We start from the raw sequence: 21,977 nt of genomic DNA on the forward strand, positions 1-21,977 counted from the left end.
GGGGACTGATCCGGGGATGCTGCAGAACTCCGCCGACCTGAAGCTGCCTTGCTGAATCCATAATCGATTCACACCGGGATGAAAGTGCTGTGCTGAATCCATAATCGATTCACGCGGGGGTGAAAGTGCTGCGCTAAAGCCATAATCGACTCGGTCTTTCAGGTCGATGTACGGCTCAAGACACCTCGGTCGGCCCCCTCTCCCTTTGGGAGAGGGCTGGGGTGAGGGTCTGCTCTTAAGCTGTTATCTCCACTTCGCCCAAATGCCCGCCATACGGCCCAAAACTCCGCTCGACTATCCGTCGCGTCCCATCCGCCTGCACGATCAACGCCGTACTCGCCCGCGTTCCATAGCTCTGGCTGGCAATAAACACACTCGACAGCAATGTTTCAGTGGCCAGACCCACCCCGGTATCCGGCAATTCCGCTTCCGGCGCGGTCTGGGCATCGCTTAGCAAATCGAGCAAGTGCTGCGGTTGCGGATCATCCAGCACCGCACTCAACCCAGCCTTGGCCTTGAGCAACTTCGGCCACGGCGTGTCCAGCCCGGCATTGGATACCCCGTAGACGCCCGATTCCAGCATCACCGGCTCCGACAGCCGCGCATTGAAGTGCCACAGCTCATGACTATTGCCGAGCAACAGATTGAACCCGGCATATTCCGCCGAATGCCCGACCACTTCGTTCAAATAATCATCAATCGACGCATCGCCAGTCAGAAACCGCGCCACCAGCTCACCCCGCGACTTGCGTGCAGTTGGCTGCTGCGGATCACGAATATTGGTCAGCGCAGCAAAGCGCCCGCTGGCACCTATCCCCAGCCAGGTTCCGCCGGCCTCCAGATCACGTCCGGCATGCACATGCGGCGCCTCCGTCCACTGCGCCAGAGGCAGGCTCGGCCGGGCGTAGAATTCGTCGCGGTTGGCCGCGACGATCAGCGGCTGGGCATGGCCCGGGCGCCAGGCGAAAACAATCAGGCACATAAGGTGGTCCTTGTGTGTTTTTGCTCACTTTACGCATCCCGCGTCCGTGCATCCATCGCCAGTGGAGCCAAAGGGTGTGCATCCGTTACCATGCCGCTCCGGTTTTGCGGATGCGGTCTGGGGAGACGGTCATGGAATTTCTGCTCTATCTGGCGCTGGGCGCCTGTGCGGGCGTGCTGGCCGGGCTGTTCGGGGTTGGCGGCGGGATCATCATTGTCCCGGTGCTGGTGTTCAGTTTCACCTTGCAGGGCTTTGATCAGTCGATCCTCACGCATCTGGCGGTCGGCACTTCGCTGGCGACGATCATCTTCACCTCGGTCAACGCTGTGCGTGAGCATCACCGTCGTGGCGCAGTGCGCTGGCCGATCTTCATGTGGATGGCCGTCGGCATTCTGTTGGGGGCCGGTTTCGGCGCGCTGACCGCTGAAGCGATTTCTGGCCCGCACCTGCAAAAGATCATCGGCGTTTTCGCCTTGATCATCTCGGTGCAACTGGCACTGGACATCAAACCCAAGGCCAGCCGAACGGTGCCGGGTAAACTCGGTCTGACCGTGGCCGGCAGTGTGATTGGCTGGGCCTCGGCGATTTTCGGCGTCGGTGGCGGCTCGCTGACCGTGCCGTTCCTGACCTGGCGCAGTGTGCCGATGCAGCAAGCGGTGGCGACCTCGTCGGCCTGCGGCCTGCCGATCGCCTTGGTCAGTGCATTAAGTTTCATGATTCTGGGGTGGCACGATCCGTTGTTGCCGGCCCATAGTCTCGGTTTTGTGTATTTGCCGGCGTTGTTGGGCATTGCCCTGACCAGCATGATCTTCGCCCGCATCGGCGCGCGTTTGGCGCATCGCTTATCGCCGCGCTTGCTGAAACGGCTGTTCGCCGCTTTGCTGTTCAGCGTGGGCGTGAGCTTCCTGCTTTAATCGCGTCGCAATCCTGGCTTAATCCTGAGGTGGCAGCGTCGCCCGGGAATTTTGGTTTCAACTCTAACGAGGAGTCGCAATGCTGCCTTACCCGCAGATCGACCCGGTGGCCCTGGCCATCGGTCCGCTGAAAATCCACTGGTACGGTCTGATGTACCTGATCGGCATCGGCGGTGCGTGGCTGCTGGCGTCGCGCCGGCTCAACCGTTTCGACCCGACCTGGACCAAGGAGAAACTCTCCGACATGGTCTTCTGGATGTCGATGGGCGTGATCGTCGGCGGGCGCCTGGGCTATGTGCTGTTCTACGATCTGAGCGCCTACCTGGCCAACCCGACACTGATTTTCGAAGTGTGGAAGGGCGGCATGTCGTTCCACGGCGGGTTCATCGGTGTGATGCTGGCCGCGTTGTGGTTCGGCAAGCGCAACGGCAAGTCGTTCTTCCAGTTGATGGACTTCGTCGCGCCAATGGTGCCGATCGGTCTGGGCGCCGGGCGCATCGGTAACTTCATCAACGCCGAGTTGTGGGGCAAGGCCACCGACGTGCCGTGGGCCATGGTCTTCCCGCCATTCAGCGATCCGGCGCAACTGCCGCGTCACCCGTCGCAGCTGTATCAGTTCGCGCTCGAAGGCGTCGCGCTGTTCCTGATTCTGTGGATTTTCTCGCGCAAACCGCGTCCGACCATGGCCGTTTCCGGCATGTTCGCGCTGTTCTACGGCATCTTCCGTTTTATCGTCGAATTCGTTCGCGTGCCGGATGCACAACTGGGCTATCTGGCCTGGAACTGGCTGACCATGGGCCAGGTGCTCTGCGTGCCGATGATCGTCGGCGGGCTGTTCCTGATCTGGCTGGCCTATCGTCGCGCGCCGGCAGCACCGCTCGCGCCGACGGCTTAAACTACGAACCCCGGCGCGCGACGCCGGGGCTCAAAGGACACAGGTAACTCATGAAGCAATATCTCGAACTGGTCTCGCACGTTATCCAGAACGGCAGCAAACAGGTCAACCGCACCGGCATCAACACCATCAGTTTCCCGGGTGCGATGCTGCGCTTCGATCTGCAGGAAGGTTTTCCGGCGATCACCACGCGCAAGATGGCCTTCAAATCGGCCATCGGCGAGATGTGCGGTTTTCTCCGTGGCGTCAACAACGCCGCCGAATTCCGGGCGCTGGGCTGCAAGGTCTGGGACCAGAACGCCAACGAAAACGCGCAGTGGCTGGCCAACCCGTTCCGTCAGGGTGACGACGACCTCGGCGAAATCTACGGCGTGCAATGGCGCAAATGGCCGGCGTACAAGCAGATCCCGCTGAGCAACACCGCCGCCATCGAACAAACCCTGGCCAACGGCTACAAGCAGATCGCTCAGGGCGAAGAAGACGGCCAAGCCTACGTGGTGTTGTACAAAGCCATCGACCAGGTGCGCCAGTGCGTCGACACGATCATCAAGGATCCAGGCAGCCGCCGCATCCTGTTCCACGGCTGGAACGTCGCTCAGCTGGATGAAATGGCCCTGCCGCCGTGCCATCTGCTGTACCAGTTCCACCCGAATGTCGAGACCAAAGAGATTTCTCTGACCCTCTACATCCGCTCCAACGATCTGGGCCTGGGCACACCGTTCAATCTCACCGAAGGCGCCGCGCTGCTGAGCCTGATCGGTCGCCTGACCGGTTACACGCCGCGCTGGTTCACCTATTTCATCGGTGATGCACACGTCTACGAGAACCATCTGGACATGCTCAACGAACAGCTCAAGCGCGAGCCGTTCGCCATGCCGAAACTGAAAATCTCGGATCGTGTGCCGGAGTTTGCCAAGACTGGCGTGTATCAGCCGGAATGGTTGGAGCTGGTCGAGCCGAGCGATTTCTCGCTGGAAGGCTATGAGCATCACGCGCCAATGACCGCGCCAATGGCGGTCTAGTCAGCAGGATCATTCCCACGCTCTGCGTGGGAATGAATCCCGTGACGCTCCGCGTCACTTAGGACGCGGAGCGTCCATGGCGGCATTCCCACGCGGAGCATGGGAACGAGCGCCAACGTCAATGGCCGTGGCTGCGGCCTACGTGGGAGTGTTCCACTTCCGTCGCGACAACCCCGCCACTCACTTCCAGCCGCTGCAAAATCCCGCATTGATCGGCCATCGGCCCTTCGCCACAGCGTTGGCGCAGGTCGAGCAACTGTGTCTGCAACGCCAGCAACCCATCAATCCGCGCCTTCACATGCTGGATATGCTCGTCGATCAACGCATTGACGCTCTCACACTGGTCCTGTGGACTGTCGCGCAAGGTCAGCAAACTGCGAATCTCTTCGAGGGTCATGTCGAGGGTGCGGCAGTTGCGGATAAAGGTCAGGCGTTCGGCGTGGGCCTGGGTGTAGACGCGGTAGTTGCCGTCGCTGCGCGCCGGTTCCGGCAGGAGGTTTTCGCGCTCGTAGTAGCGGATGGTTTCCACGGCGCAGTCGGTGAGTTTGGCCAGTTCTCCGATCTTCATGACGACAATCTCCAAAAGGGTGCTTGACCCTATAGTGGCTACAGGGTCTTTACTTGGCAACAGGCACCTTCATGGACGCGACCAATGAGCGATTCCCAGCATACCCACAAGCCCGGCGACGGCCACGATCACAGTCATAAATTGCAGCCTGTGCATAAGCATTCACATGGCGGCGATGCCTGCTGTGGGTCGAAAGCCGCAGCACCGGCACCGGTTCATGCGCACGAAGATTCCTGCTGCTCGTCGACAGCTGCCGCGCCTGCGTTGGTGCAACTGAGCGAGAAAACCAGCGCCGACGCGCGGCTGAGCAGTTTCCGTATCGAGGCGATGGACTGCCCGACCGAGCAGACACTGATTCAGAATAAACTCGGCAAACTCGCCGGCGTGCAGCAGCTCGAATTCAATCTGATCAACCGCGTACTCGGCGTGACCCATAACCTGCCGGGCACCGAGCCCATCACCGAAGCGATCAAATCCCTCGGCATGCACGCCGAACCGCTGGAGGCGGGCGTCGAAGCGCCAGCCCCGGCACCGGTGAAAAAACACTGGTGGCCGCTGGCGCTGTCCGGTGTCGGCGCGCTCGCCGCTGAAGTCATCCACTTCACCAGCGCCGCACCGACCTGGGTGGTGGCGATCATCGCGCTGGTGTCGATCCTCAGCGGTGGTCTGAGCACTTATAAAAAGGGCTGGATCGCCCTGAAGAACCGCAACCTCAACATCAACGCGCTGATGAGCATTGCTGTGACCGGTGCCATCCTCATCGGCCAGTGGCCGGAAGCGGCGATGGTGATGTTCCTGTTCACCGTCGCCGAGTTGATCGAAGCGCGCTCGCTGGACCGTGCGCGCAACGCGATCAGCGGTTTGATGCAGATGACGCCGGAGCAAGCCACGGTGTTGCAGGCTGACGGCAGCTGGATTGAGCAGGACGTGAAAAGCGTCGAGCTCGGTGCCCGTGTGCGGGTAAAGCCCGGCGAGCGCATTGCGCTGGACGGTGAAGTGGTCAGCGGCAGTTCGACCATCGACCAGGCGCCGATCACCGGTGAGAGCCTGCCGGTCGAGAAAACCGTCGGCGACAAAGTTTTCGCCGGCACCATCAACCAGGCCGGTTCGCTGGAATACACGGTGACCGCAGCGGCGAACAATTCGACCCTGGCGCGCATCATCCACGCCGTCGAACAGGCCCAAGGCGCGCGCGCACCGACTCAACGTTTCGTCGATCAGTTCTCGAAGATCTACACGCCGGTGGTGTTCGTGTTTGCCTTGGCCGTGGCGATCATTCCGCCGCTGTTCATGGGCGCGGTGTGGTTCGACTGGATCTACCGCGCGCTGGTGTTGCTGGTGGTCGCCTGCCCATGCGCTCTGGTGATTTCCACCCCGGTGACCATCGTCAGCGGCCTCGCGGCAGCGGCGCGCAAAGGCATTCTGGTCAAGGGCGGCGTGTACCTGGAGGGCGGTTTCAAGCTCGATTATCTGGCGCTGGATAAAACCGGCACGATCACCCATGGCAAACCGGTGCAGACCGATTACCTGTCCCTTGATCCGACCGCCGATGCCACCGCACCTTCAATCGCCGCGGCGTTGGCCGGCCGTTCCGATCACCCGGTGTCGCTGGCCATCGCCAACGCTGCTGTGGATAAAAACTTCGCAGCGCTGATTGTGGATAACTTCGAAGCGCTTGGCGGGCGTGGCGTCAAAGGCGACATTAACGGTCAGACCTATCATTTGGGCAACCATCGTCTGGTCGAAGAGTTGGGCCTGTGCTCGCCAGCGCTGGAAGAGAAACTCTTCGCACTGGAGAAACAAGGCAAATCGGTGGTGCTGCTGCTCGACAGCTCTGGCCCATTGGCGCTGTTCGCCGTGGCTGACACGGTCAAGGAAACCAGCCGCGAAGCGATTCGTCAGTTGCACGAACTTGGGGTGAAAACCCTGATGCTCACTGGCGATAACGTCCACACCGCCCAGGCGATTGCTGCGCAGGTCGGTATCGACGAGGCCCGTGGCGACTTGCTGCCGACCGACAAACTGCAAGCCATCGAGGAGCTTTACGGTAAAGGTCATCGGGTCGGCATGGTCGGCGACGGCATCAACGATGCCCCGGCACTGGCCCGCGCCGAGATCGGTTTCGCCATGGCCGCTGCCGGCACCGACACCGCGATTGAAACCGCCGATGTCGCCCTGATGGACGACGATCTGCGCAAGATCCCGGCGTTCATCAGCCTGTCGCGCAACACCGCGAGCATCCTGAAACAGAACATCGCCCTGGCGCTGGTGATCAAGGCTATCTTTCTTGCGGTAACCTTCGCCGGGCTCGCCACCATGTGGATGGCGGTGTTCGCCGACATGGGCGTGAGCCTGTTGGTGGTGTTCAACGGTTTGCGCCTGCTGCGCAAATAAACGATGAGGGATGGTTGTGCTGAGTGCCGAGCTGAAAGCGTTTTACATGGTCGCCCGCCTGGGCAGCATTACGCTGGCGGCGAAAAAACTCGGCCTCAGCCAACCGACCGTGACCACGCAGGTCCGCAATCTGGAAAGTCAGTATTCGGTGGAGCTGTTCTACCGCGGCGGCCGGCGCCTGAGCGTCAGTGACGAAGGCGCGCGGCTGCTGCCGATGGTCAAGACGCTGTTGCAGCAGGAAGCCGACATCGAGTTTTTCCTGCGCAACAGCGGTCAGGTGCAGGGCACGTTACGGATTGCCGCTACGGCGCCGTATTACATCCTCGATCTGGTGAAAACCTTCCGCGAGCGCTTGCCGCAAGTGGAAGTATCGGTGGAAATCGGTAATTCGCAGCAGGTGCTCGAAGCGCTGGAGGATTACCGGGTGGACATCGCTGCGTCGTCGCAATTACTCGATGACGCGCGGCTGATTCGCCGGGTGCTTGGCACTGATCCGCTGGTACTGGCGGTGCATCGCAATCATCCGCTGGCGGCGCAGGAGCATGTGGCGTTGAGCGCACTGGCCGGGCATACGTTGTTGATGCGTGAGTCGGGTTCGACGACGCGGCGGCTGACGGAAGAGTTGCTGGCGAGTGCCGGGGTGAGCTTCGGGCCGTTACTGGAGATCGGCAGCCGTGAGTCGATTCGTGAGGCGGTGTTGCGCAATATCGGCATCAGCATTATTGCCCGGCAGGAGGTGCCGCATGATCCGCAATTGCGCGTGCTGACGATCGAGAATGCGCCGCAGATTCCTGAGTATCTGTATTGCCTGAAGGAGCGCAAGGGCGCGCGGTTGCCGGCGGCGTTCCTCGGCTTGGCACAGGAAATGTCCCCCGCGTAATGATCGTTCCCACGCAGAGCGTGGGAACGATCTCTGGTGAACCAAAATCCCCGAATACCACTATCGGCCGTTTTTGCCTCACTGCCACATGACGGACGCATTACAACTCTAGGATTGGCCCCATCTGCTTGATGAGGTCTGTCCATGAATCCTGCCATCGCAACTGCCCTGACCAACCCCGGCGCACCCATGAAAGTGCGCGGCGTGCAGAAACGCTTCGGCGCGTTCACTGCGCTGGATAACGTCTCCCTCGACGTCGCCGCCGGTGAACTGGTGTGCCTGCTCGGCCCGTCGGGCTGCGGCAAAACCACCTTGCTGCGCTGCATCGCCGGTCTGGAGAAGCAGGACAGCGGCGAGCTGTACCTCGGTGACCGCGACGTCTCGCACCTGGCCCCGCAAGCCCGCGACTACGGGATTCTGTTCCAGTCCTACGCACTGTTCCCCAATTTGACCGTCGAGGCGAATATTGCCTACGGCCTTGCTGGCAGCGGGCGCGACGAAGTGCGCCGCCGCGTCGGGCAGATGCTGGAACTGGTCGGCCTCACCGGCAGCGAGAAAAAGTACCCCGGCCAGTTGTCCGGCGGCCAGCAACAGCGCGTTGCTCTAGCTCGGGCCTTGGCGCCGGCACCGTCGCTGCTGTTGCTCGACGAACCGATGTCGGCCCTCGACGCCCGCGTCCGCGAGCATCTGTGTACTGAACTGCGCCAACTGCAGCGCAACCTCGGCATCACCACACTGATGGTCACGCACAATCAGGACGAAGCCATGCTGATGGCCGACCGTATCGCCGTGATGAACAACGGCCGCGTCGAGCAGTACGCCACCCCGCAGGAAATCTACAACCGCCCGGCCACGCCGTTCGTGGCCGAGTTTGTCGGCCAAGGCAACTGGTTGCCGTTCCAACGCAGCAGCGACACTCACGCGCAGGTCGGCGGGATGAACCTGCGCCTCAGCGACGGCAGCATCCAGCGCGCCTCGGGCCGTTTGTTCTGCCGCCCGGAAGCGATCAACGTCAATCCACCGGTGCACGAAGAGAACCTGTTCCCGGCCAAAGTCCGCGAGATCACCTTTCTCGGCAATCGCTGCCGCATGAGCTTCGAACTCGATCAGTTGCCCGGCCACGCCTTGCTCGCCGAACTCGCCCCGGAAGCCATGCCGCGCCTCGGCGCCCAGCAAATCATGGTCGCCTTGCCGCCGCGCAGCCTGCAGGTGTTTGCCTGATGAACAGCAACCTCGCGCTGCCGCTACCGCACAAGCAGGTGCGCCAGACTTCGAAAGCCGAGATCGGCGATCGCATTTTTGTCGTCGGCGGCAAAGTCCTTCTGCTGCTGTTGCTCGGCGTCGCGGTGTTGCTGCCGTTGCTGGCGATCTTCTGGCGTGGCTTCAGCAGTGAGGCCGGGCAGGGCGGTGGCTGGGTCGCGGCGAAGGAGTTGGTGACCAGCGAGAATTTCCACTGGCTGCTCGGCAACAGCCTGAAAGTGTCCCTCAGCGTCGCGGCCATCGTTGTACCGCTGGCTTACCTGTTTGCCTACGCCTTGCAACGCACGATGATTCCGGCCAAGGGCATCTGGCGCGGGATTTCCCTGCTGCCGCTGATGGCGCCGTCGATGTTGCCGGGCATTGCGCTGGTCTATCTGTTCGGCAACCAGGGCATGTTGCGCGGGTTGCTCTCGGACAACATCTACGGGTTCTGGGGGATTGTGCTGGGTGAGGTGATTTACACCTTTCCCCATGCGTTGATGATTTTGCTGTCGGCATTGTCGCTGGCCGATGCGCGACTGTTCGATGCGGCGTCGAGCATGGGCGCCAGTCCGGCCAAGGCGTTTCGCAGCATCACCTGGCCAGCGACGCGTCAGGCTGTGTTTGCCGCGTTCTGTCTGGTGTTTACCCTGACCATCACCGATTTCGGTGTGCCGGTGGTGGTCGGTGGCGACTATCAAGTGCTGGCGCTGGAGGCCTACAAAGCCGTGGTCGGCCAACAACAATTCGGTCGCGGCGCGTTGATCGGCATGGTGCTGTTGCTGCCGGCGCTGTTCAGCTTCGGTGTCGATGCCTGGTTGCGTCGGCGTCACGGCGATTCCATGAGCGGTCGCGCTCAGGTGTTCAAACCGGCGCCGTCGAAGTTGCGCGATGGCTGCTATCTGGCGATTGTCTTGCTGATCAGCGCCGCGTTGATTCTGGTGTTCGGCATGGCGGTGTTCTCCTCCTTGGTAAAGTTCTGGCCGTACAACCTTTCGCTGTCGCTCAATCATTACCAGTTCAACGAAACCGCTGGCGGTGGCTGGCTGGCCTACAGCAACAGTTTGAAAATGGCGTTGGGCACGGCACTGATCGGCAGCGTGCTGATCTTTACCGGCGCTTACCTGATGGAGAAAACCCGCAGCCAACGCGGCCTCAACCTGGCGTTGCGCATGCTCAGTTTTGTGCCGATGGCGGTGCCGGGGCTGGTGCTCGGCTTGGGTTACGTCTTCTTCTTCAACCTCACTGGCAACCCGCTGCACGTGCTGTACGGGACGATGACGCTGCTGATCGTCTGCACCATTGCGCACTACCTGACCACTGCACAAATGACTGCAACCACCGCGTTGCGCCAACTCGACGCCGAGTTCGAAGCGGCTGCACTGTCGCTGAAGGCGCCGCTGTATCGGCATTACCTGCGTGTCACCGTGCCGATCTGCCTGCCGGCGCTGCTCGACATTGTGCGCTACCTGTTCGTCTCGGCGATGACCACCGTTTCCGCGGCGATCTTCCTCTACAGCCCCGACACCATCCTCGCGGCGGTGGCGGTGCTGAACATGGATGACGCCGGCAACGTCGGCGGCGCGGCAGCGATGTCGACCCTGATTCTGTTCACCTCGGCGGGTGTGTCCTTGCTGCTGGCGTGGGCTTCGCGCGGCTTGCTGCGCCGTTCTCAAGCCTGGCGGCAAACCGCGCCCGGTCACTGATTCCAACCCCGTTCAACTCATTACAGGAAAACGATCATGTTCAAGCCTATGGCCCTGGCCGCTGCTGTGCTCGCTACTTTCAGCCTGAATGCCTTCGCGGCAAAAACCGAGTTGACGGTGTACACCGCCCTCGAAGCCGAGCAGCTGAAGTCCTACAAAGAAGCCTTCGAAAAGGCCAACCCGGACGTCGAAATCAAATGGGTGCGTGATTCCACCGGGATCATCACCGCCAAACTGCTCGCCGAAAAGGCCCGCCCACAGGCTGACGCGGTGTGGGGCCTCGCCGCTTCGAGCTTGGCGATCCTCGATCAGCAAGGCATGCTGCAAAGCTACGCGCCGAAGGACCTCGGCAAGATCGGCGCGAACTACCGCGACGCCGCCAACCCGCCAGCCTGGGTCGGCATGGATGTCTGGGCCGCGACCATTTGCTTCAACACCGTCGAAGCCGAGAAGCAGGGCCTGACCAAGCCCGTGAGCTGGCAGGATCTGACCAAACCTGAGTACAAGGGCAAGATCGTCATGCCCAACCCGGCATCGTCCGGCACCGGTTTCCTCGACGTCAGCGCCTGGCTACAAACCTTCGGCGAGAAACAGGGCTGGGCCTACATGGACGGTCTGCACCAGAACATCGGCCAGTACGTTCACTCCGGTTCCAAACCTTGCAAGCTGGCGGCGGCGGGCGAGTTTCCGATCGGGATTTCCTTTGAGTATCCGGCGGTTCAGCTGAAGCGTCAGGGCGCGCCGCTGGACATCATCCTGCCGAAGGAAGGCCTAGGCTGGGAGATCGAAGCGACTGCGGTGATCAAAGGTACGCCGCATGAAGAGGCCGCGAAGAAACTGGCTGACTTCTCGGCGAGTGCTGAGGCGATGGATCTGTACAAGGAGAACTTCGCTGTCCTCGCGCAACCGGGTATCGCCAAGCCGCAGACCGAATTGCCGGCGGATTACGAGCAGCGCCTGATCAAGAACGACTTTGCCTGGGCCTCGAAGAATCGCGACGAGATTTTGACCGAGTGGCGCAAACGTTATGACGGCAAGTCCGAGAAAGTTGCGGCCAAGTAAATCTTCGTAGTCTGACCGGGCCTCATCGCTGGCAAGCCAGCTCCCACAGGGTTTTGCGGTGAACACGAATTTTGGGAACACCTCGATACCTCTGGGAGCTGGCTTGCCAGCGATGACGGCCTCTCTTTCAGAGCACCTCTAAATGACACAACACAAAGACCTGCTCATCGTAGGTGCCGGCATTCTCGGCCTATCGCACGCCTATGCCGCCGCTAAACGCGGCCTAAAAGTCGCCGTTTTTGAACGCACTGCCACGCCCCTCGGCGCCTCGGTGCGCAACTTCGGCCAGGCCCTGGTCACCGGCCAGCCTCCGGGCACCATGCTCGAACTGGCCAAGGCCAGCCGCGAGATCTGGGGTGATTGGGCGCAGCTCGCCGGTTTGCAAGTCAAGCGCAACGGTTCCTATCTGTTCGCCCGCACTGAAGCCGAAGAACATCTGCTCGAAGCCTTCTGCAACGGTCGCGCCGTGGAACACGGTTACAACATCCAGTTGCTGCGCGGCGCTGCCTTGCGCGATCTGTATCACGGCCAGTTCCGCCACCACCGCGCCGCGTTGCACGGCATGGACGATCAACAGCTGTATTCGCGCGAAGCGATTCCGGCACTGATCGATTATCTGCGCCGCGACCTTGGCGTGGATTTTCATTTTTCCACGTTGGTGCGCGACGTCGAACCCGGCCACCTGCACAGCACCGCCGGCAGCTTCACGGCGAAGCAGATCATCGTCTGCTCCGGCCACGATTATCAAACCCTGCTGGCCGAGCCGATCGCTGCGCTCGACCCGCAAATCTGTCGCCTGCAAATGCTCCGCGCCAAACCTGCGACCGAGCTGAATCTGCAACACGCCTTGCTCACCGGTTTGAGTTGCGTGCACTACGGCGCTTTCGCCGATCTGCCGGAAGCGGCGGCGGTGCAGGCACAGATCCTCCGTGAGCAACCGCACCTGCACGACAACGGCATTCACCTGCTGATCAGCCCGACGCCGTACGGCGAGCTGATCATCGGCGACTCGCACCATTACGGTAGCGACCCTTCACCGTTCAACGCCGAGCAAGTGGATAACTGGATGCTTGAACTCGCCGAGCAGACGCTGGGCTGCAAGGTGCAAGTGGTCGAGCGCTGGCAGGGCGTCTATGGTTCCCGGGGGCCGGGGCCGTTTTCGTTGCTGCGCCCGGCAGCGGGATTGAGTGTGGCGCTGATGCACACCGGTGTCGGCATGAGCGTCGGCCCGGCGCTGGCCGAGCGCAATGTTGCGCAGTTGCTGGAGGAAATTGAATGACAGCTCACGAGCAAGTCGTCGCGCGGGTATTCGGGCTGTACGAACGCTTTGGCACCAGTGATTACATCGGCGAACCGGTGTCGCAGATCGAGCACATGTCTCAGGCGGCCGAACTGGCGATGGCTGAGGGCTTCGATGATGAAGTGGTGTTGGCGGCGTTCTTTCATGACATCGGCCACTTGTGTGCCGAGGGCGCGGATAACATGGGTGGTTATGGCGTGGTCAGCCATGAGCGGCTGGGTGCGGATTATTTGCGTGAGGCCGGGTTCAGCGAGCGCATGGCGCGGCTGGTGGAGTATCACGTGCAGGCCAAGCGTTATCTGACGTTGCGTGAGCCGGGATATTTCGAGCGCTTGAGTGAGGCGAGTCGGCGGACGCTGGAGTATCAGGGCGGGGTGATGACCGCGGCTGAGGCGGATGCGTTTGAGCGAGATCCGTTGTGTGCGGTGAGTTTGCGGATGCGGCAGTGGGATGAGTTGGCCAAGGAGAGGGCGGTGCAGGTGATTGATCTGGCGGTGCTCAAGCGTAAGGCTGAGGTTTTGTTGTTGGCTGAGTGATTGTCTCCCTCACCCCAGCCCTCTCCCGGAGGGAGAGGGAGCCTACGGTGTTGTTCTCAGGTGATACATCGACCTGAGATATCCAGTCGAACTCAGGTTTGAAAAGCCTGGAGATCTGCTCCCTTTCCCCCTCTACCCCTTTGGGGAGAGGGCTGGGGTGAGGGGGTAGCGATCTAAAGCTCAAGCACCCGAGCAACCAACGCCTCAATCTGCTCCTGCCTTTCCGCCTGATTCAACTTCGCCTGCGGATTCAACGACGACCACTGCGGATGCGCCCGTGCCTTGTTCAGCGCCTCGGGCAACTTGCCCTCACGCCAGGTCTTATCCTGCGGAGTCGCCACCTGAACCGCATCCATCGCCGCATGCCCACGTTGATCCAGCGCCAACACCAACTGCCGCTGGCGCAACGCCAACAGCCGCAACACACCGTCATCCACCGTCAGTTCGCGCTGCCCCTTGATCTTGCCCAGCAAGCGACTGCCATAACTGCGCGCCGTTTGCAGCGCACCACCGGCAATCGCCCCCGCCAACGCCGCCGCACCAAGGGTAATCCCGCCAACCAGCAAATCCACACCAGCTCCTGCCGCCGCACCTGCAGCAATCCCGCCGCCCACCCGTACGCCGAGTTGCTTCAAGGTCTCAGGGTTGAACAAGTCATCGCCCCAACGTCCATCGAGCAACGGCAAATCACTCGACGCCGCGTCCTGCGGACGAAACGCATACAGTTTTAACAACGCCTCGACACACTTCTGCTCGCGCTGGCGCACAGCCTTGCGCAGCTCGCTGATGGCTTGCTGTTCCTGCGCAGCTTCACTGACCACACTGCGTCGGCACGCGGCGCAGTCGATCAACAATTCAGCAATCAACCGCGCCGCACTTTGCTGACGGGCGAGGCGCTGAGCCTGCTGATCGGCAATCAATCGCTCCAGTTGCGGCCGGGCATTCTCCAGCAGCAGCGCGAGGCTTTCGTACAACCGGCGCTCGCCATCCTCGGGCGGCGCAACGCTGTCAAAACGTACCAGTGCGTGCAGTCCGAGCCTTGCCAACGCCTCACGCCAGTCCGGCTCGCGATGATTGGCGCTGCTGACGAAATTCAGCACCGGCAGCAGCGGTTTGCCACAACTGGCGAGCACTTCCAGTTCATCGCGGTACTTGGCCAACACCGGCTCGCGGGCGTCGATCACATACAAACCGGCGTCGGAGGCGAGCAATTGCCGCAGCACTTTGGCTTCCTGTTCGAAACGCTGGCGCGCCTCGCTGCCATCGAGAAACCGCGCCAATCGCGCCGGGCCATCGAGACGTTCGCCGGGACGTTCCAGGCGTTCGAGAAAATCCAGCAGGGCGATGGCGTCTTCCAGGCCGGGCGTGTCGTAGAGGTCGAGCAGCGGCTCGCCGTCCACCGACAACCGCGCGCCTTCGACATGCCGCGTGGTGCTCGGGCGATGGGAGACTTCGCCGAAGCCGACATCGCGGGTCAGCGTGCGTAACAGTGAGGTCTTGCCGACGTTGGTGTGGCCGACCACTGCGAGCTTCAGCGGCGCTTTCCAGGCATCAGTCATGGCCAGTCTCCAGCCAGTTCAACGGCGCGCAATCGGCGAACGGCAGCTCAAGTTGTTGCAGTGCAACGTGCCAATCGCCGAGACGTTCGGCGTCCAGCGCTTCGCCGGGCGGCGCTTGCAGCAGCCACACGCGGGTTTCGCCAGCGCTGCGCGCCAGCTCGGCGATTAGCGCGAGGCTGCCACGATCCGGCGAGCGCCGTGGATCGCAGGCAATCGCCAGGCGTGCTGGCGGAAAGCGGCTCAATTGTTCGAGGAGTTTGTGCCGTGACTCGCGGCTGTCGAGGATGCCGGCGTTGCTGACGTTTTTCGGCAGCGCGGGCGGCCATGGGCGTTGTTCGTCGAGTTCGATGGCGACCAGCAACGCACCTTCGCTGGCGAGTTCGCCGACGCCACTTTCGACGCGATGCAGTTGCGCAGGCTCCGGATCATTGACGCCGAGGCGTTCGCTGGTTGGCATCAGACGTTCACGCAATTGCGCGTAGCCGGGCAGGTTCAAGTCCAGACGCAGCGCGGTTTTACCGCTGTTCCAGCGCCAGAAACACAACAGCGTCAGCAGCAGACGCGGCAGCACGCCGTAGACCACCAACACGCCGACCAGCCAGGTTGCCCAGGCCTGTCGAGCGCTTTCAATATCGAGCGCGCCGTCGCCGCTGGCGCGGATCATCTCCACCGTTGGCACGTTGAAGCCGAGCAGCGATGGCAGATAACCGAGCGCGTGGGTGACGTGGATAAAGGTGTCGGCGCTGAGAATCGTGGTTTCCCAGACGAAGCCGTAGCGCCGGGTCGCCATCAGCGTCAGCAGCAGAATCAATGCGCTGAACATCGCCAGCAGCCACAAGCCGTTGACCAGCGTACCGAGCGCCCAGCGATTGAGCTTCTTGCGTTGCAGCATCAAGAGCAGTGCCGGCGCCAGTTGCGCGGCTTTGGCGTCGCGGGCCATTTTTTCGCTGAGCCATAACCACAATCGGCCGAGCGTGGCGCCGTGCTCGCCGGCAAAGATCAATCCCAGCAACCAACTCAGTAGCAGAATCAGGTTCAGCCCGAGCAGACTGCCCAAGGCCCAGAACACATTGACCGGCGTTTGGCTCAACGCAGCAAAGGCCAGACCAGCGCCGCTAAGCACAGCGAAAATCATCAACAGCAGCAGCGCCAGGCGCGCACCTTGCAGCCAGTGTTTGAGGGCCGAAGTCAGCCCGTCACGTTCGGCCAGCCATAACGCCCGGCGTTGAATGCGGCTCGGCAGATCGCCGCCGGCCGTGCGCGCCAGTCGGTTGGCTTCCAGATCATCCAATGGGCCTGCGTGTTCTTCGCGCAGGCGCACGGTCTCGGTGAGCCAGAGGTTTTGCAGTGGAGTCAGTTCAGTCACGCGGCTTTCCGTCGCTTAATTGATTGAAGAGCATAACCGCTGTGGCGCTTATCGGGGTAAGCGCGGCTCTGGTATCCTCGCCGGCATGACTAAATCACTCCCCCTCAGCCTGATCGCAGCCCTCGGTGAAAACCGCGTGATCGGCGTCGACAACAGCATGCCCTGGCACCTGCCGGGGGACTTCAAATACTTCAAGGCCACGACCTTGGGCAAGCCGATCATCATGGGTCGCAAGACCTGGGATTCGCTCGGTCGGCCGTTGCCGGGGCGCTTGAACATTGTGGTCAGCCGTCAGACCGGTCTGGTGCTCGAAGGTGCCGAGGTTTATCCGTCGCTGGAAGCAGCCGTGGTTCGCGCCGAGGAGTGGGCGAAGGAGCAGGGCGTCGATGAGCTGATGCTGATTGGTGGCGCGCAGTTGTACGCGCAAGGGCTGGCGCAGGCGGATCGTCTGTATCTGACTCGCGTGGCGTTGAGCCCGGAAGGGGATGCGTGGTTTCCGGAGTTTGATTTGCACCAGTGGAAGCTGGTGTCGAACGTTGAAAATCCGGCGATTGAAGATAAGCCCGCGTACAACTTCGAAGTCTGGGAAAAAGCTTAAAAGATCGCAGCCTGCGGCAGCTCCTACACGGTATCCGCGTTCCCTGTAGGAGCTGCCGAAGGCTGCGATCTTTTGATCTTGCTTTACATCACGCTTGAGCCAACTCCGCATGCTCATCAGCATCCAGCAACGCTTTATCAGTCTGCTGCATCACCTGACTGGTAATCGCACCAGCGGTGATCGAACCACTCACGTTCAACGCCGTGCGCCCCATATCGATCAGCGGCTCAACCGAAATCAGCAACGCCACCAGTGACACCGGCAAACCCATCGCCGGCAGCACGATCAGCGCCGCGAAGGTCGCGCCGCCACCAACACCCGCCACGCCCGCCGAACTCAAGGTCACAATCGCCACCAGCGTCGCGATCCACAGTGGATCCAGCGGATTGATGCCTACGGTTGGCGCAACCATCACCGCCAACATCGCCGGGTACAGACCGGCGCAACCGTTCTGGCCAATGGTCGCACCGAACGACGCAGCAAAACTCGCCACCGACTGCGGAATCCCCAGACGACGGGTCTGCGCTTCAATGCTCAGCGGAATGCTGGCGGCGCTGGAACGGCTGGTGAACGCGAACGTCAGCACTGGCCAGATTTTGCGGAAGAAGCGCAGCGGGTTGATCCCGGCCGCCGATACCAGCAAACCGTGCACGACGAACATCAGGCCCAGACCGAGGTACGACACCACGACGAAACTGCCGAGTTTGATGATGTCTTGCAGGTTGGAACCGGCGACCACTTTGGTCATCAGCGCCAGCACGCCGTACGGCGTCAGCTTCATCACCAGACGCACCAGACGCATTACCCAGGCTTGCAGGGTATCGATGGCGTTGATTACTTTCTGACCTTTTTCGACGTCATCCTTGAGCAGTTGCAGCGCGGCAACCCCGAGGAATGCGGCGAAAATCACCACGCTGATGATCGAGGTCGGCTTGGCCCGCGCCAGATCGGCGAACGGGTTCTGCGGGATGAACGACAGCAGCAGTTGCGGCACATTCAGGTCGGCAACCTTGCCGACATAGTCGGACTGAATGGTTTGCAGACGGGCCATTTCCTGGGTGCCGGCGACCAGACCTTCAGCGGTGAGGCCGAACAGGTTGGTCAGGCCGATGCCGATCAGCGCCGCAATCGCGGTGGTGAACAGCAGGGTGCCGATGGTCAGGAAGCTGATTTTGCCCAACGACGAAGCATTGTGCAGACGCGCCACGGCGCTGAGGATCGAGGCGAACACCAGCGGGATAACGATCATTTGCAGCAACTGCACGTAGCCGTTGCCGACCAGATCGAACCAGCCAATCGAGGCTTTCAGCACCGGGTTGCCGGCACCATAAACGGTGTGCAGCGCGACGCCGAACGCAACGCCGAGCACCAGCGCCAGCAGGACTTTTTTCGCCAGGCTCCAGGTGGTGTGGCGGGTCTGTGCCAGACCGAAGAGCAGGGCGAGGAACACCAGCAGGTTGAGAATCAACGGTAGATTCATGAGATCTCCAGGAAAGACTGTGCCAACAGCCTTCCGGGGCTGCTGCGAACCGGCAAGCCTAACAGCTTGATTTGCAATGAATTAATATCAAAATCGAAGGTTGTCCGTCGTTTTTGGAATAAGCCTGTGTCGCTCTCGGCAATGCATCTGGCGCAATAGGGACGCGGGCGGTCGCTGACAGACGAGGACTGTCACACTTATTTGTTAGCGTCGATCTCTTTGAATCAGGGAGAAGAGGCTTATGAAGTTCGCACCGAAATTTCTGGCTGTCGCGCTGACAGTGGGCATGGGTCTGGCCACTCAGGCCTTCGCTACGGACCTGAAACACTGGCCGGCCGATCAGGCCAAGGCGCTGGACGCGATGATCGCCGCCAACGCCAACAAGGGTAACTACGCGGTGTTCGACATGGACAACACCAGTTACCGCTACGACCTCGAAGAGTCCTTGTTGCCGTTCATGGAAAACAAGGGCCTGATCACCCGCGACAAACTCGACCCTTCGCTGAAACTGATGCCGTTCAAGGACACCGCCGAGCACAAGGAGAGCCTGTTCAGTTACTACTATCGCCTCTGCGAAGTCGACGACATGGTCTGCTACCCGTGGGTGGCGCAGGTGTTCTCCGGCTTCACCCTCAAGGAACTCAAAGGTTACGTCGATGAACTGATGGCCTCGGGCAAACCGGTGCCGGCAACCTATTACGAAGGCGATGTGGTCAAGAAACTCGACGTCAACCCACCGAAGATCTTCACCGGCCAGCAAGAGCTGTACAACAAGTTGATGGAAAACGGCATCGAGGTCTACGTGATGACCGCCGCGTCTGAAGAACTGGTGCGTATGGTCGCAGCGGATCCGAAGTATGGCTACAACGTCAAACCGCAGAACGTCATTGGCGTTTCGATGTTGCTCAAGGATCCGAAGACAGGCGAACTGACCACCGCGCGCAAGCAGATCACCGCCGGTAAATATGACGAGAAGGCCAACCTCGGCCTGGAACTGACGCCGTATCTCTGGACCCCGGCGACGTGGATGGCCGGCAAGCACGCGGCGATCCTCACTTACATCGATGAGTGGAAAAAACCGGTACTGGTAGGTGGCGATACCCCGACCAGCGACGGTTATATGCTGTTCCACGATGTCGACGTGGCCAAGGGCGGGATTCACTTGTGGATCAACCGCAAGGATAAATACATGACGCAATTGAACGGCATGATGGCCAAGCACGCGGCAGCGCAGGCGAAAGAAGGGTTGCCGGTAACGGCGGACAAGAACTGGGTGATCGTCAAGCCAGAAGAAATTCAGTAACAGACACAGGGCCAGTGTGGGAGCGAGCCTGCTCGCGAAAGCGTAGTGTCAGTTGATCGTTCCCACGCTCTGCGTGGGAATGCTGCCCGTGACGCTCCGCGTCACTGGACGCGGAGCGTCCCTTGAGACATTCCCACGCAGAGCGTGGGAACGATCAAAGGCAAAAAAATGCCCCGCACATTGGCGGGGCATTTTGTCTCGGCGATTTGACGCTTACAGCCCGTCGAGCATCGCTTTGTTGCGCACAGCACCTTTGTCGGCGCTGGTCGCCAGCAGGGCGTAGGCCTTGAGGGCGGTGGTCACTTTGCGTGGACGCACTTCTACAGGTTTCCAGCCTTTCTTGTCCTGCTCGGCACGGCGTGCGGCCAGTTCTTCGTCGCTGACCAACAGGTTGATCGAGCGGTTCGGAATGTCGATCAGCACTTTGTCGCCGTCCTGCACCAGACCGATCGCGCCGCCGGCGGCAGCTTCTGGCGAAGCGTGGCCGATGGACAGACCGGAAGTACCGCCGGAGAAACGTCCGTCGGTTAGCAGCGCGCAGGCTTTGCCCAGGCCTTTGGATTTCAGGTACGACGTCGGGTAAAGCATTTCCTGCATGCCCGGGCCGCCTTTCGGACCTTCGTAGCGAATGATGACGATGTCGCCAGCCTTCACTTCGTCAGCGAGGATGCCGCGTACGGCGCTGTCCTGGCTTTCGAAGATCTTCGCGTTGCCTTCGAAGACATGGATCGACTCGTCGACACCGGCGGTTTTCACCACGCAGCCGTCGAGGGCGATGTTGCCGTACAACACGGCCAAACCACCTTCTTGCGAATAGGCGTGTTCGAAGCTGCGGATGCAGCCGTTTTCACGGTCGTCATCCAGGGTTTCCCAACGGGTCGACTGGCTGAACGCCGTCTGCGTCGGGATACCGGCAGGGCCGGCCTTGAAGAAGTGATGCACCGCTTCATCGGTGGTCTGGGTGATGTCCCACTTGGCGATGGCTTCTTCCATGCTGCGGCTGTGCACGGTCGGCAGGTCGGTGTGCAGCAGGCCGCCACGGGCCAGCGAACCGAGGATGCTGAAGATGCCGCCGGCGCGGTGCACGTCTTCCATGTGGTACTTCTGGATGTTCGGCGCGACTTTGCACAGCTGCGGAACGCTGCGCGAAAGACGGTCGATGTCGCGCAGGTCGAAATCGATTTCGGCTTCCTGGGCGGCAGCGAGCAAGTGCAGGATGGTGTTGGTCGAGCCGCCCATGGCGATGTCGAGCATCATCGCGTTCTCGAACGCCTTGAAGTTGGCGATGTTGCGCGGCAGCACCGATTCGTCGTTTTCGCCGTAGTAACGCTTGCACAGCTCGACGATGGTGCGGCCGGCCTGCAGGAACAGCTGTTCGCGGTCGCTGTGGGTAGCGAGGGTCGAACCGTTGCCCGGCAGTGCGAGGCCGAGGGCTTCGGTCAGGCAGTTCATCGAGTTGGCGGTGAACATGCCGGAGCACGAACCGCAGGTCGGGCAGGCGCTGCGCTCGTACTCAGCGACTTTCTCGTCAGAAGCGCTTTCGTCGGCGGCGATCACCATGGCGTCGACGAGGTCGAGGCCGTGGGAAGCGAGTTTGGTCTTGCCGGCTTCCATCGGGCCGCCGGAAACGAAGATCACCGGAATGTTCAGGCGCAACGCGGCCATCAACATGCCCGGGGTGATCTTGTCGCAGTTGGAAATGCACACGATGGCGTCGGCGCAGTGGGCGTTGACCATGTACTCGACGGAGTCGGCGATGATCTCGCGGCTCGGCAGCGAATACAGCATGCCGTCGTGGCCCATGGCGATGCCGTCATCCACGGCGATGGTGTTGAATTCTTTCGCTACGCCGCCGGCGCGTTCGATTTCGCGGGCGACCAGTTGACCCAGATCCTTCAGGTGTACGTGGCCCGGTACGAACTGGGTGAACGAGTTGGCAATGGCAATGATCGGCTTTTTGAAGTCGTCATCTTTCATCCCCGTGGCGCGCCACAATGCGCGGGCACCGGCCATGTTGCGGCCGTGGGTGGATGTTTTCGAGCGGTAATCTGGCATGGAGCACTCCGGGCGGCTAATCACTTACTAATCAGGTGCAAAAGGGGAGTGAGCTTCTATTGACGTCTGGAACACTCAGAAATGGCCGTGTGTTCGTGAAGTTGCCGATGACGTTGCG

The 21,977-nt window shown here is 61.2% G+C and carries 18 protein-coding genes; 12 read left to right on the forward strand and 6 right to left on the reverse strand.

The window, feature by feature from the left end; genetic code table 11:
• Window positions 1–235: 235 nt before the first annotated feature.
• Window positions 236–982 carry an NRDE family protein gene (locus ACM6IN_RS17790; RefSeq protein ID WP_414916446.1) on the reverse strand — a complete coding sequence of 249 codons (747 nt, stop codon included), beginning with the start codon at window positions 980–982 and terminating at the stop codon, window positions 236–238.
• A gap of 131 nt (window positions 983–1,113) precedes the next feature.
• Between ACM6IN_RS17790 and ACM6IN_RS17795 the strand changes: the two genes are divergently transcribed.
• From ACM6IN_RS17795 to ACM6IN_RS17805, 3 genes are all read left to right on the forward strand, one after another.
• Window positions 1,114–1,896: a sulfite exporter TauE/SafE family protein gene (locus ACM6IN_RS17795; protein ID WP_007913005.1), complete on the forward strand. Its 783-nt coding sequence runs from the start codon at window positions 1,114–1,116 to the stop codon at window positions 1,894–1,896.
• Window positions 1,897–1,975: 79 nt separating this feature from the next.
• Complete coding sequence (gene lgt / locus ACM6IN_RS17800) at window positions 1,976–2,791, forward strand: prolipoprotein diacylglyceryl transferase (RefSeq protein WP_007913003.1); 816 nt, start codon at window positions 1,976–1,978, stop codon at window positions 2,789–2,791.
• Between the two features lie 50 nt (window positions 2,792–2,841).
• Window positions 2,842–3,813, forward strand: a complete 972-nt coding sequence (locus ACM6IN_RS17805) for a thymidylate synthase (protein WP_414916447.1) — start codon at window positions 2,842–2,844, stop codon at window positions 3,811–3,813.
• Window positions 3,814–3,931: 118 nt separating this feature from the next.
• Here ACM6IN_RS17805 and cadR read toward each other — a convergent pair whose 3' ends face one another.
• Entirely contained in the window at window positions 3,932–4,381 is a 450-nt protein-coding gene (gene cadR, locus ACM6IN_RS17810) for a Cd(II)/Pb(II)-responsive transcriptional regulator (protein ID WP_034153703.1), read from the reverse strand.
• An 84-nt stretch (window positions 4,382–4,465) separates the two neighbouring features.
• Between cadR and ACM6IN_RS17815 the strand changes: the two genes are divergently transcribed.
• From ACM6IN_RS17815 to ACM6IN_RS17845, 7 genes are all read left to right on the forward strand, one after another.
• Window positions 4,466–6,775, forward strand: a complete 2,310-nt coding sequence (locus tag ACM6IN_RS17815) for a heavy metal translocating P-type ATPase (RefSeq protein ID WP_007912996.1) — start codon at window positions 4,466–4,468, stop codon at window positions 6,773–6,775.
• Window positions 6,776–6,791: 16 nt separating this feature from the next.
• Window positions 6,792–7,655: a LysR family transcriptional regulator gene (locus tag ACM6IN_RS17820; RefSeq protein ID WP_007912994.1), complete on the forward strand. Its 864-nt coding sequence runs from the start codon at window positions 6,792–6,794 to the stop codon at window positions 7,653–7,655.
• A 144-nt stretch (window positions 7,656–7,799) separates the two neighbouring features.
• Window positions 7,800–8,876 carry a putative 2-aminoethylphosphonate ABC transporter ATP-binding protein gene (locus ACM6IN_RS17825; protein ID WP_007912992.1) on the forward strand — a complete coding sequence of 359 codons (1,077 nt, stop codon included), beginning with the start codon at window positions 7,800–7,802 and terminating at the stop codon, window positions 8,874–8,876.
• On the forward strand, window positions 8,876–10,600 hold the full coding sequence (locus tag ACM6IN_RS17830) for a putative 2-aminoethylphosphonate ABC transporter permease subunit (RefSeq protein WP_007912990.1): 1,725 nt from the start codon (window positions 8,876–8,878) through the stop codon (window positions 10,598–10,600). Before ACM6IN_RS17825 ends, ACM6IN_RS17830 begins: the two co-directional genes overlap by 1 nt.
• A 36-nt stretch (window positions 10,601–10,636) precedes the next feature.
• Window positions 10,637–11,662, forward strand: a complete 1,026-nt coding sequence (locus tag ACM6IN_RS17835; protein WP_007912988.1) for a putative 2-aminoethylphosphonate ABC transporter substrate-binding protein — start codon at window positions 10,637–10,639, stop codon at window positions 11,660–11,662.
• A 142-nt stretch (window positions 11,663–11,804) separates the two neighbouring features.
• On the forward strand, window positions 11,805–12,941 hold the full coding sequence (locus ACM6IN_RS17840) for a TIGR03364 family FAD-dependent oxidoreductase (RefSeq protein WP_414916448.1): 1,137 nt from the start codon (window positions 11,805–11,807) through the stop codon (window positions 12,939–12,941).
• Window positions 12,938–13,498 (forward strand): phosphonate degradation HD-domain oxygenase, encoded by a 561-nt coding sequence (locus ACM6IN_RS17845; protein ID WP_414916449.1) that lies wholly within the window; start codon window positions 12,938–12,940, stop codon window positions 13,496–13,498. The genes ACM6IN_RS17840 and ACM6IN_RS17845 overlap by 4 nt, the downstream gene beginning before the upstream one ends.
• Window positions 13,499–13,671: 173 nt before the next feature.
• Here ACM6IN_RS17845 and ACM6IN_RS17850 read toward each other — a convergent pair whose 3' ends face one another.
• Both ACM6IN_RS17850 and ACM6IN_RS17855 read right to left on the reverse strand, forming a co-directional pair.
• Complete coding sequence (locus ACM6IN_RS17850) at window positions 13,672–15,057, reverse strand: GTPase/DUF3482 domain-containing protein (RefSeq protein ID WP_095112813.1); 1,386 nt, start codon at window positions 15,055–15,057, stop codon at window positions 13,672–13,674.
• Window positions 15,050–16,423 carry a DUF2868 domain-containing protein gene (locus ACM6IN_RS17855; protein WP_414916450.1) on the reverse strand — a complete coding sequence of 458 codons (1,374 nt, stop codon included), beginning with the start codon at window positions 16,421–16,423 and terminating at the stop codon, window positions 15,050–15,052. Before ACM6IN_RS17855 ends, ACM6IN_RS17850 begins: the two co-directional genes overlap by 8 nt.
• Before the next feature lie 85 nt (window positions 16,424–16,508).
• Between ACM6IN_RS17855 and ACM6IN_RS17860 the strand changes: the two genes are divergently transcribed.
• A complete protein-coding gene (locus ACM6IN_RS17860; protein ID WP_007913563.1) occupies window positions 16,509–17,021 on the forward strand; it encodes a dihydrofolate reductase in 513 nt (170 codons plus the stop codon).
• A gap of 88 nt (window positions 17,022–17,109) precedes the next feature.
• Here the strand turns inward: ACM6IN_RS17860 and ACM6IN_RS17865 are convergent, their stop codons facing one another.
• On the reverse strand, window positions 17,110–18,501 hold the full coding sequence (locus ACM6IN_RS17865; RefSeq protein WP_414916451.1) for an L-cystine transporter: 1,392 nt from the start codon (window positions 18,499–18,501) through the stop codon (window positions 17,110–17,112).
• 241 nt (window positions 18,502–18,742) lie between these two features.
• Here ACM6IN_RS17865 and ACM6IN_RS17870 point away from each other — a divergent pair, with 241 nt between their 5' ends.
• Window positions 18,743–19,804 carry a phosphorylcholine phosphatase gene (locus ACM6IN_RS17870; protein WP_095112810.1) on the forward strand — a complete coding sequence of 354 codons (1,062 nt, stop codon included), beginning with the start codon at window positions 18,743–18,745 and terminating at the stop codon, window positions 19,802–19,804.
• Between the two features lie 213 nt (window positions 19,805–20,017).
• On the opposite strand, the gene ilvD is transcribed toward ACM6IN_RS17870, so the two are convergent.
• Window positions 20,018–21,859: a dihydroxy-acid dehydratase gene (gene ilvD, locus ACM6IN_RS17875; protein ID WP_007913567.1), complete on the reverse strand. Its 1,842-nt coding sequence runs from the start codon at window positions 21,857–21,859 to the stop codon at window positions 20,018–20,020.
• Window positions 21,860–21,977 lie beyond the last annotated feature (118 nt).

The organism is Pseudomonas sp. IT-P395 (genome assembly GCF_949767675.1).
Taxonomy (GTDB): Bacteria; Pseudomonadota; Gammaproteobacteria; order Pseudomonadales; family Pseudomonadaceae; genus Aquipseudomonas.

What these genes read in the sequence shown, in the direction of transcription:
- ACM6IN_RS17795 (WP_007913005.1), top strand. Translation starts at nt 1,114, where the DNA reads ATGGAATTTCTGCTCTATCTGGCGCTGGGCGCCTGTGCGGGCGTGCTG.
- ACM6IN_RS17790 (WP_414916446.1), bottom strand. Translation starts at nt 982, where the DNA reads ATGTGCCTGATTGTTTTCGCCTGGCGCCCGGGCCATGCCCAGCCGCTG.
- ACM6IN_RS17830 (WP_007912990.1), top strand. Translation starts at nt 8,876, where the DNA reads ATGAACAGCAACCTCGCGCTGCCGCTACCGCACAAGCAGGTGCGCCAG.
- ACM6IN_RS17870 (WP_095112810.1), top strand. Translation starts at nt 18,743, where the DNA reads ATGAAGTTCGCACCGAAATTTCTGGCTGTCGCGCTGACAGTGGGCATG.
- ACM6IN_RS17840 (WP_414916448.1), top strand. Translation starts at nt 11,805, where the DNA reads ATGACACAACACAAAGACCTGCTCATCGTAGGTGCCGGCATTCTCGGC.
- cadR (WP_034153703.1), bottom strand. Translation starts at nt 4,381, where the DNA reads ATGAAGATCGGAGAACTGGCCAAACTCACCGACTGCGCCGTGGAAACC.
- ACM6IN_RS17835 (WP_007912988.1), top strand. Translation starts at nt 10,637, where the DNA reads ATGTTCAAGCCTATGGCCCTGGCCGCTGCTGTGCTCGCTACTTTCAGC.
- ilvD (WP_007913567.1), bottom strand. Translation starts at nt 21,859, where the DNA reads ATGCCAGATTACCGCTCGAAAACATCCACCCACGGCCGCAACATGGCC.
- ACM6IN_RS17850 (WP_095112813.1), bottom strand. Translation starts at nt 15,057, where the DNA reads ATGACTGATGCCTGGAAAGCGCCGCTGAAGCTCGCAGTGGTCGGCCAC.
- ACM6IN_RS17845 (WP_414916449.1), top strand. Translation starts at nt 12,938, where the DNA reads ATGACAGCTCACGAGCAAGTCGTCGCGCGGGTATTCGGGCTGTACGAA.
- ACM6IN_RS17865 (WP_414916451.1), bottom strand. Translation starts at nt 18,501, where the DNA reads ATGAATCTACCGTTGATTCTCAACCTGCTGGTGTTCCTCGCCCTGCTC.
- ACM6IN_RS17860 (WP_007913563.1), top strand. Translation starts at nt 16,509, where the DNA reads ATGACTAAATCACTCCCCCTCAGCCTGATCGCAGCCCTCGGTGAAAAC.
- lgt (WP_007913003.1), top strand. Translation starts at nt 1,976, where the DNA reads ATGCTGCCTTACCCGCAGATCGACCCGGTGGCCCTGGCCATCGGTCCG.
- ACM6IN_RS17825 (WP_007912992.1), top strand. Translation starts at nt 7,800, where the DNA reads ATGAATCCTGCCATCGCAACTGCCCTGACCAACCCCGGCGCACCCATG.
- ACM6IN_RS17815 (WP_007912996.1), top strand. Translation starts at nt 4,466, where the DNA reads ATGAGCGATTCCCAGCATACCCACAAGCCCGGCGACGGCCACGATCAC.
- ACM6IN_RS17805 (WP_414916447.1), top strand. Translation starts at nt 2,842, where the DNA reads ATGAAGCAATATCTCGAACTGGTCTCGCACGTTATCCAGAACGGCAGC.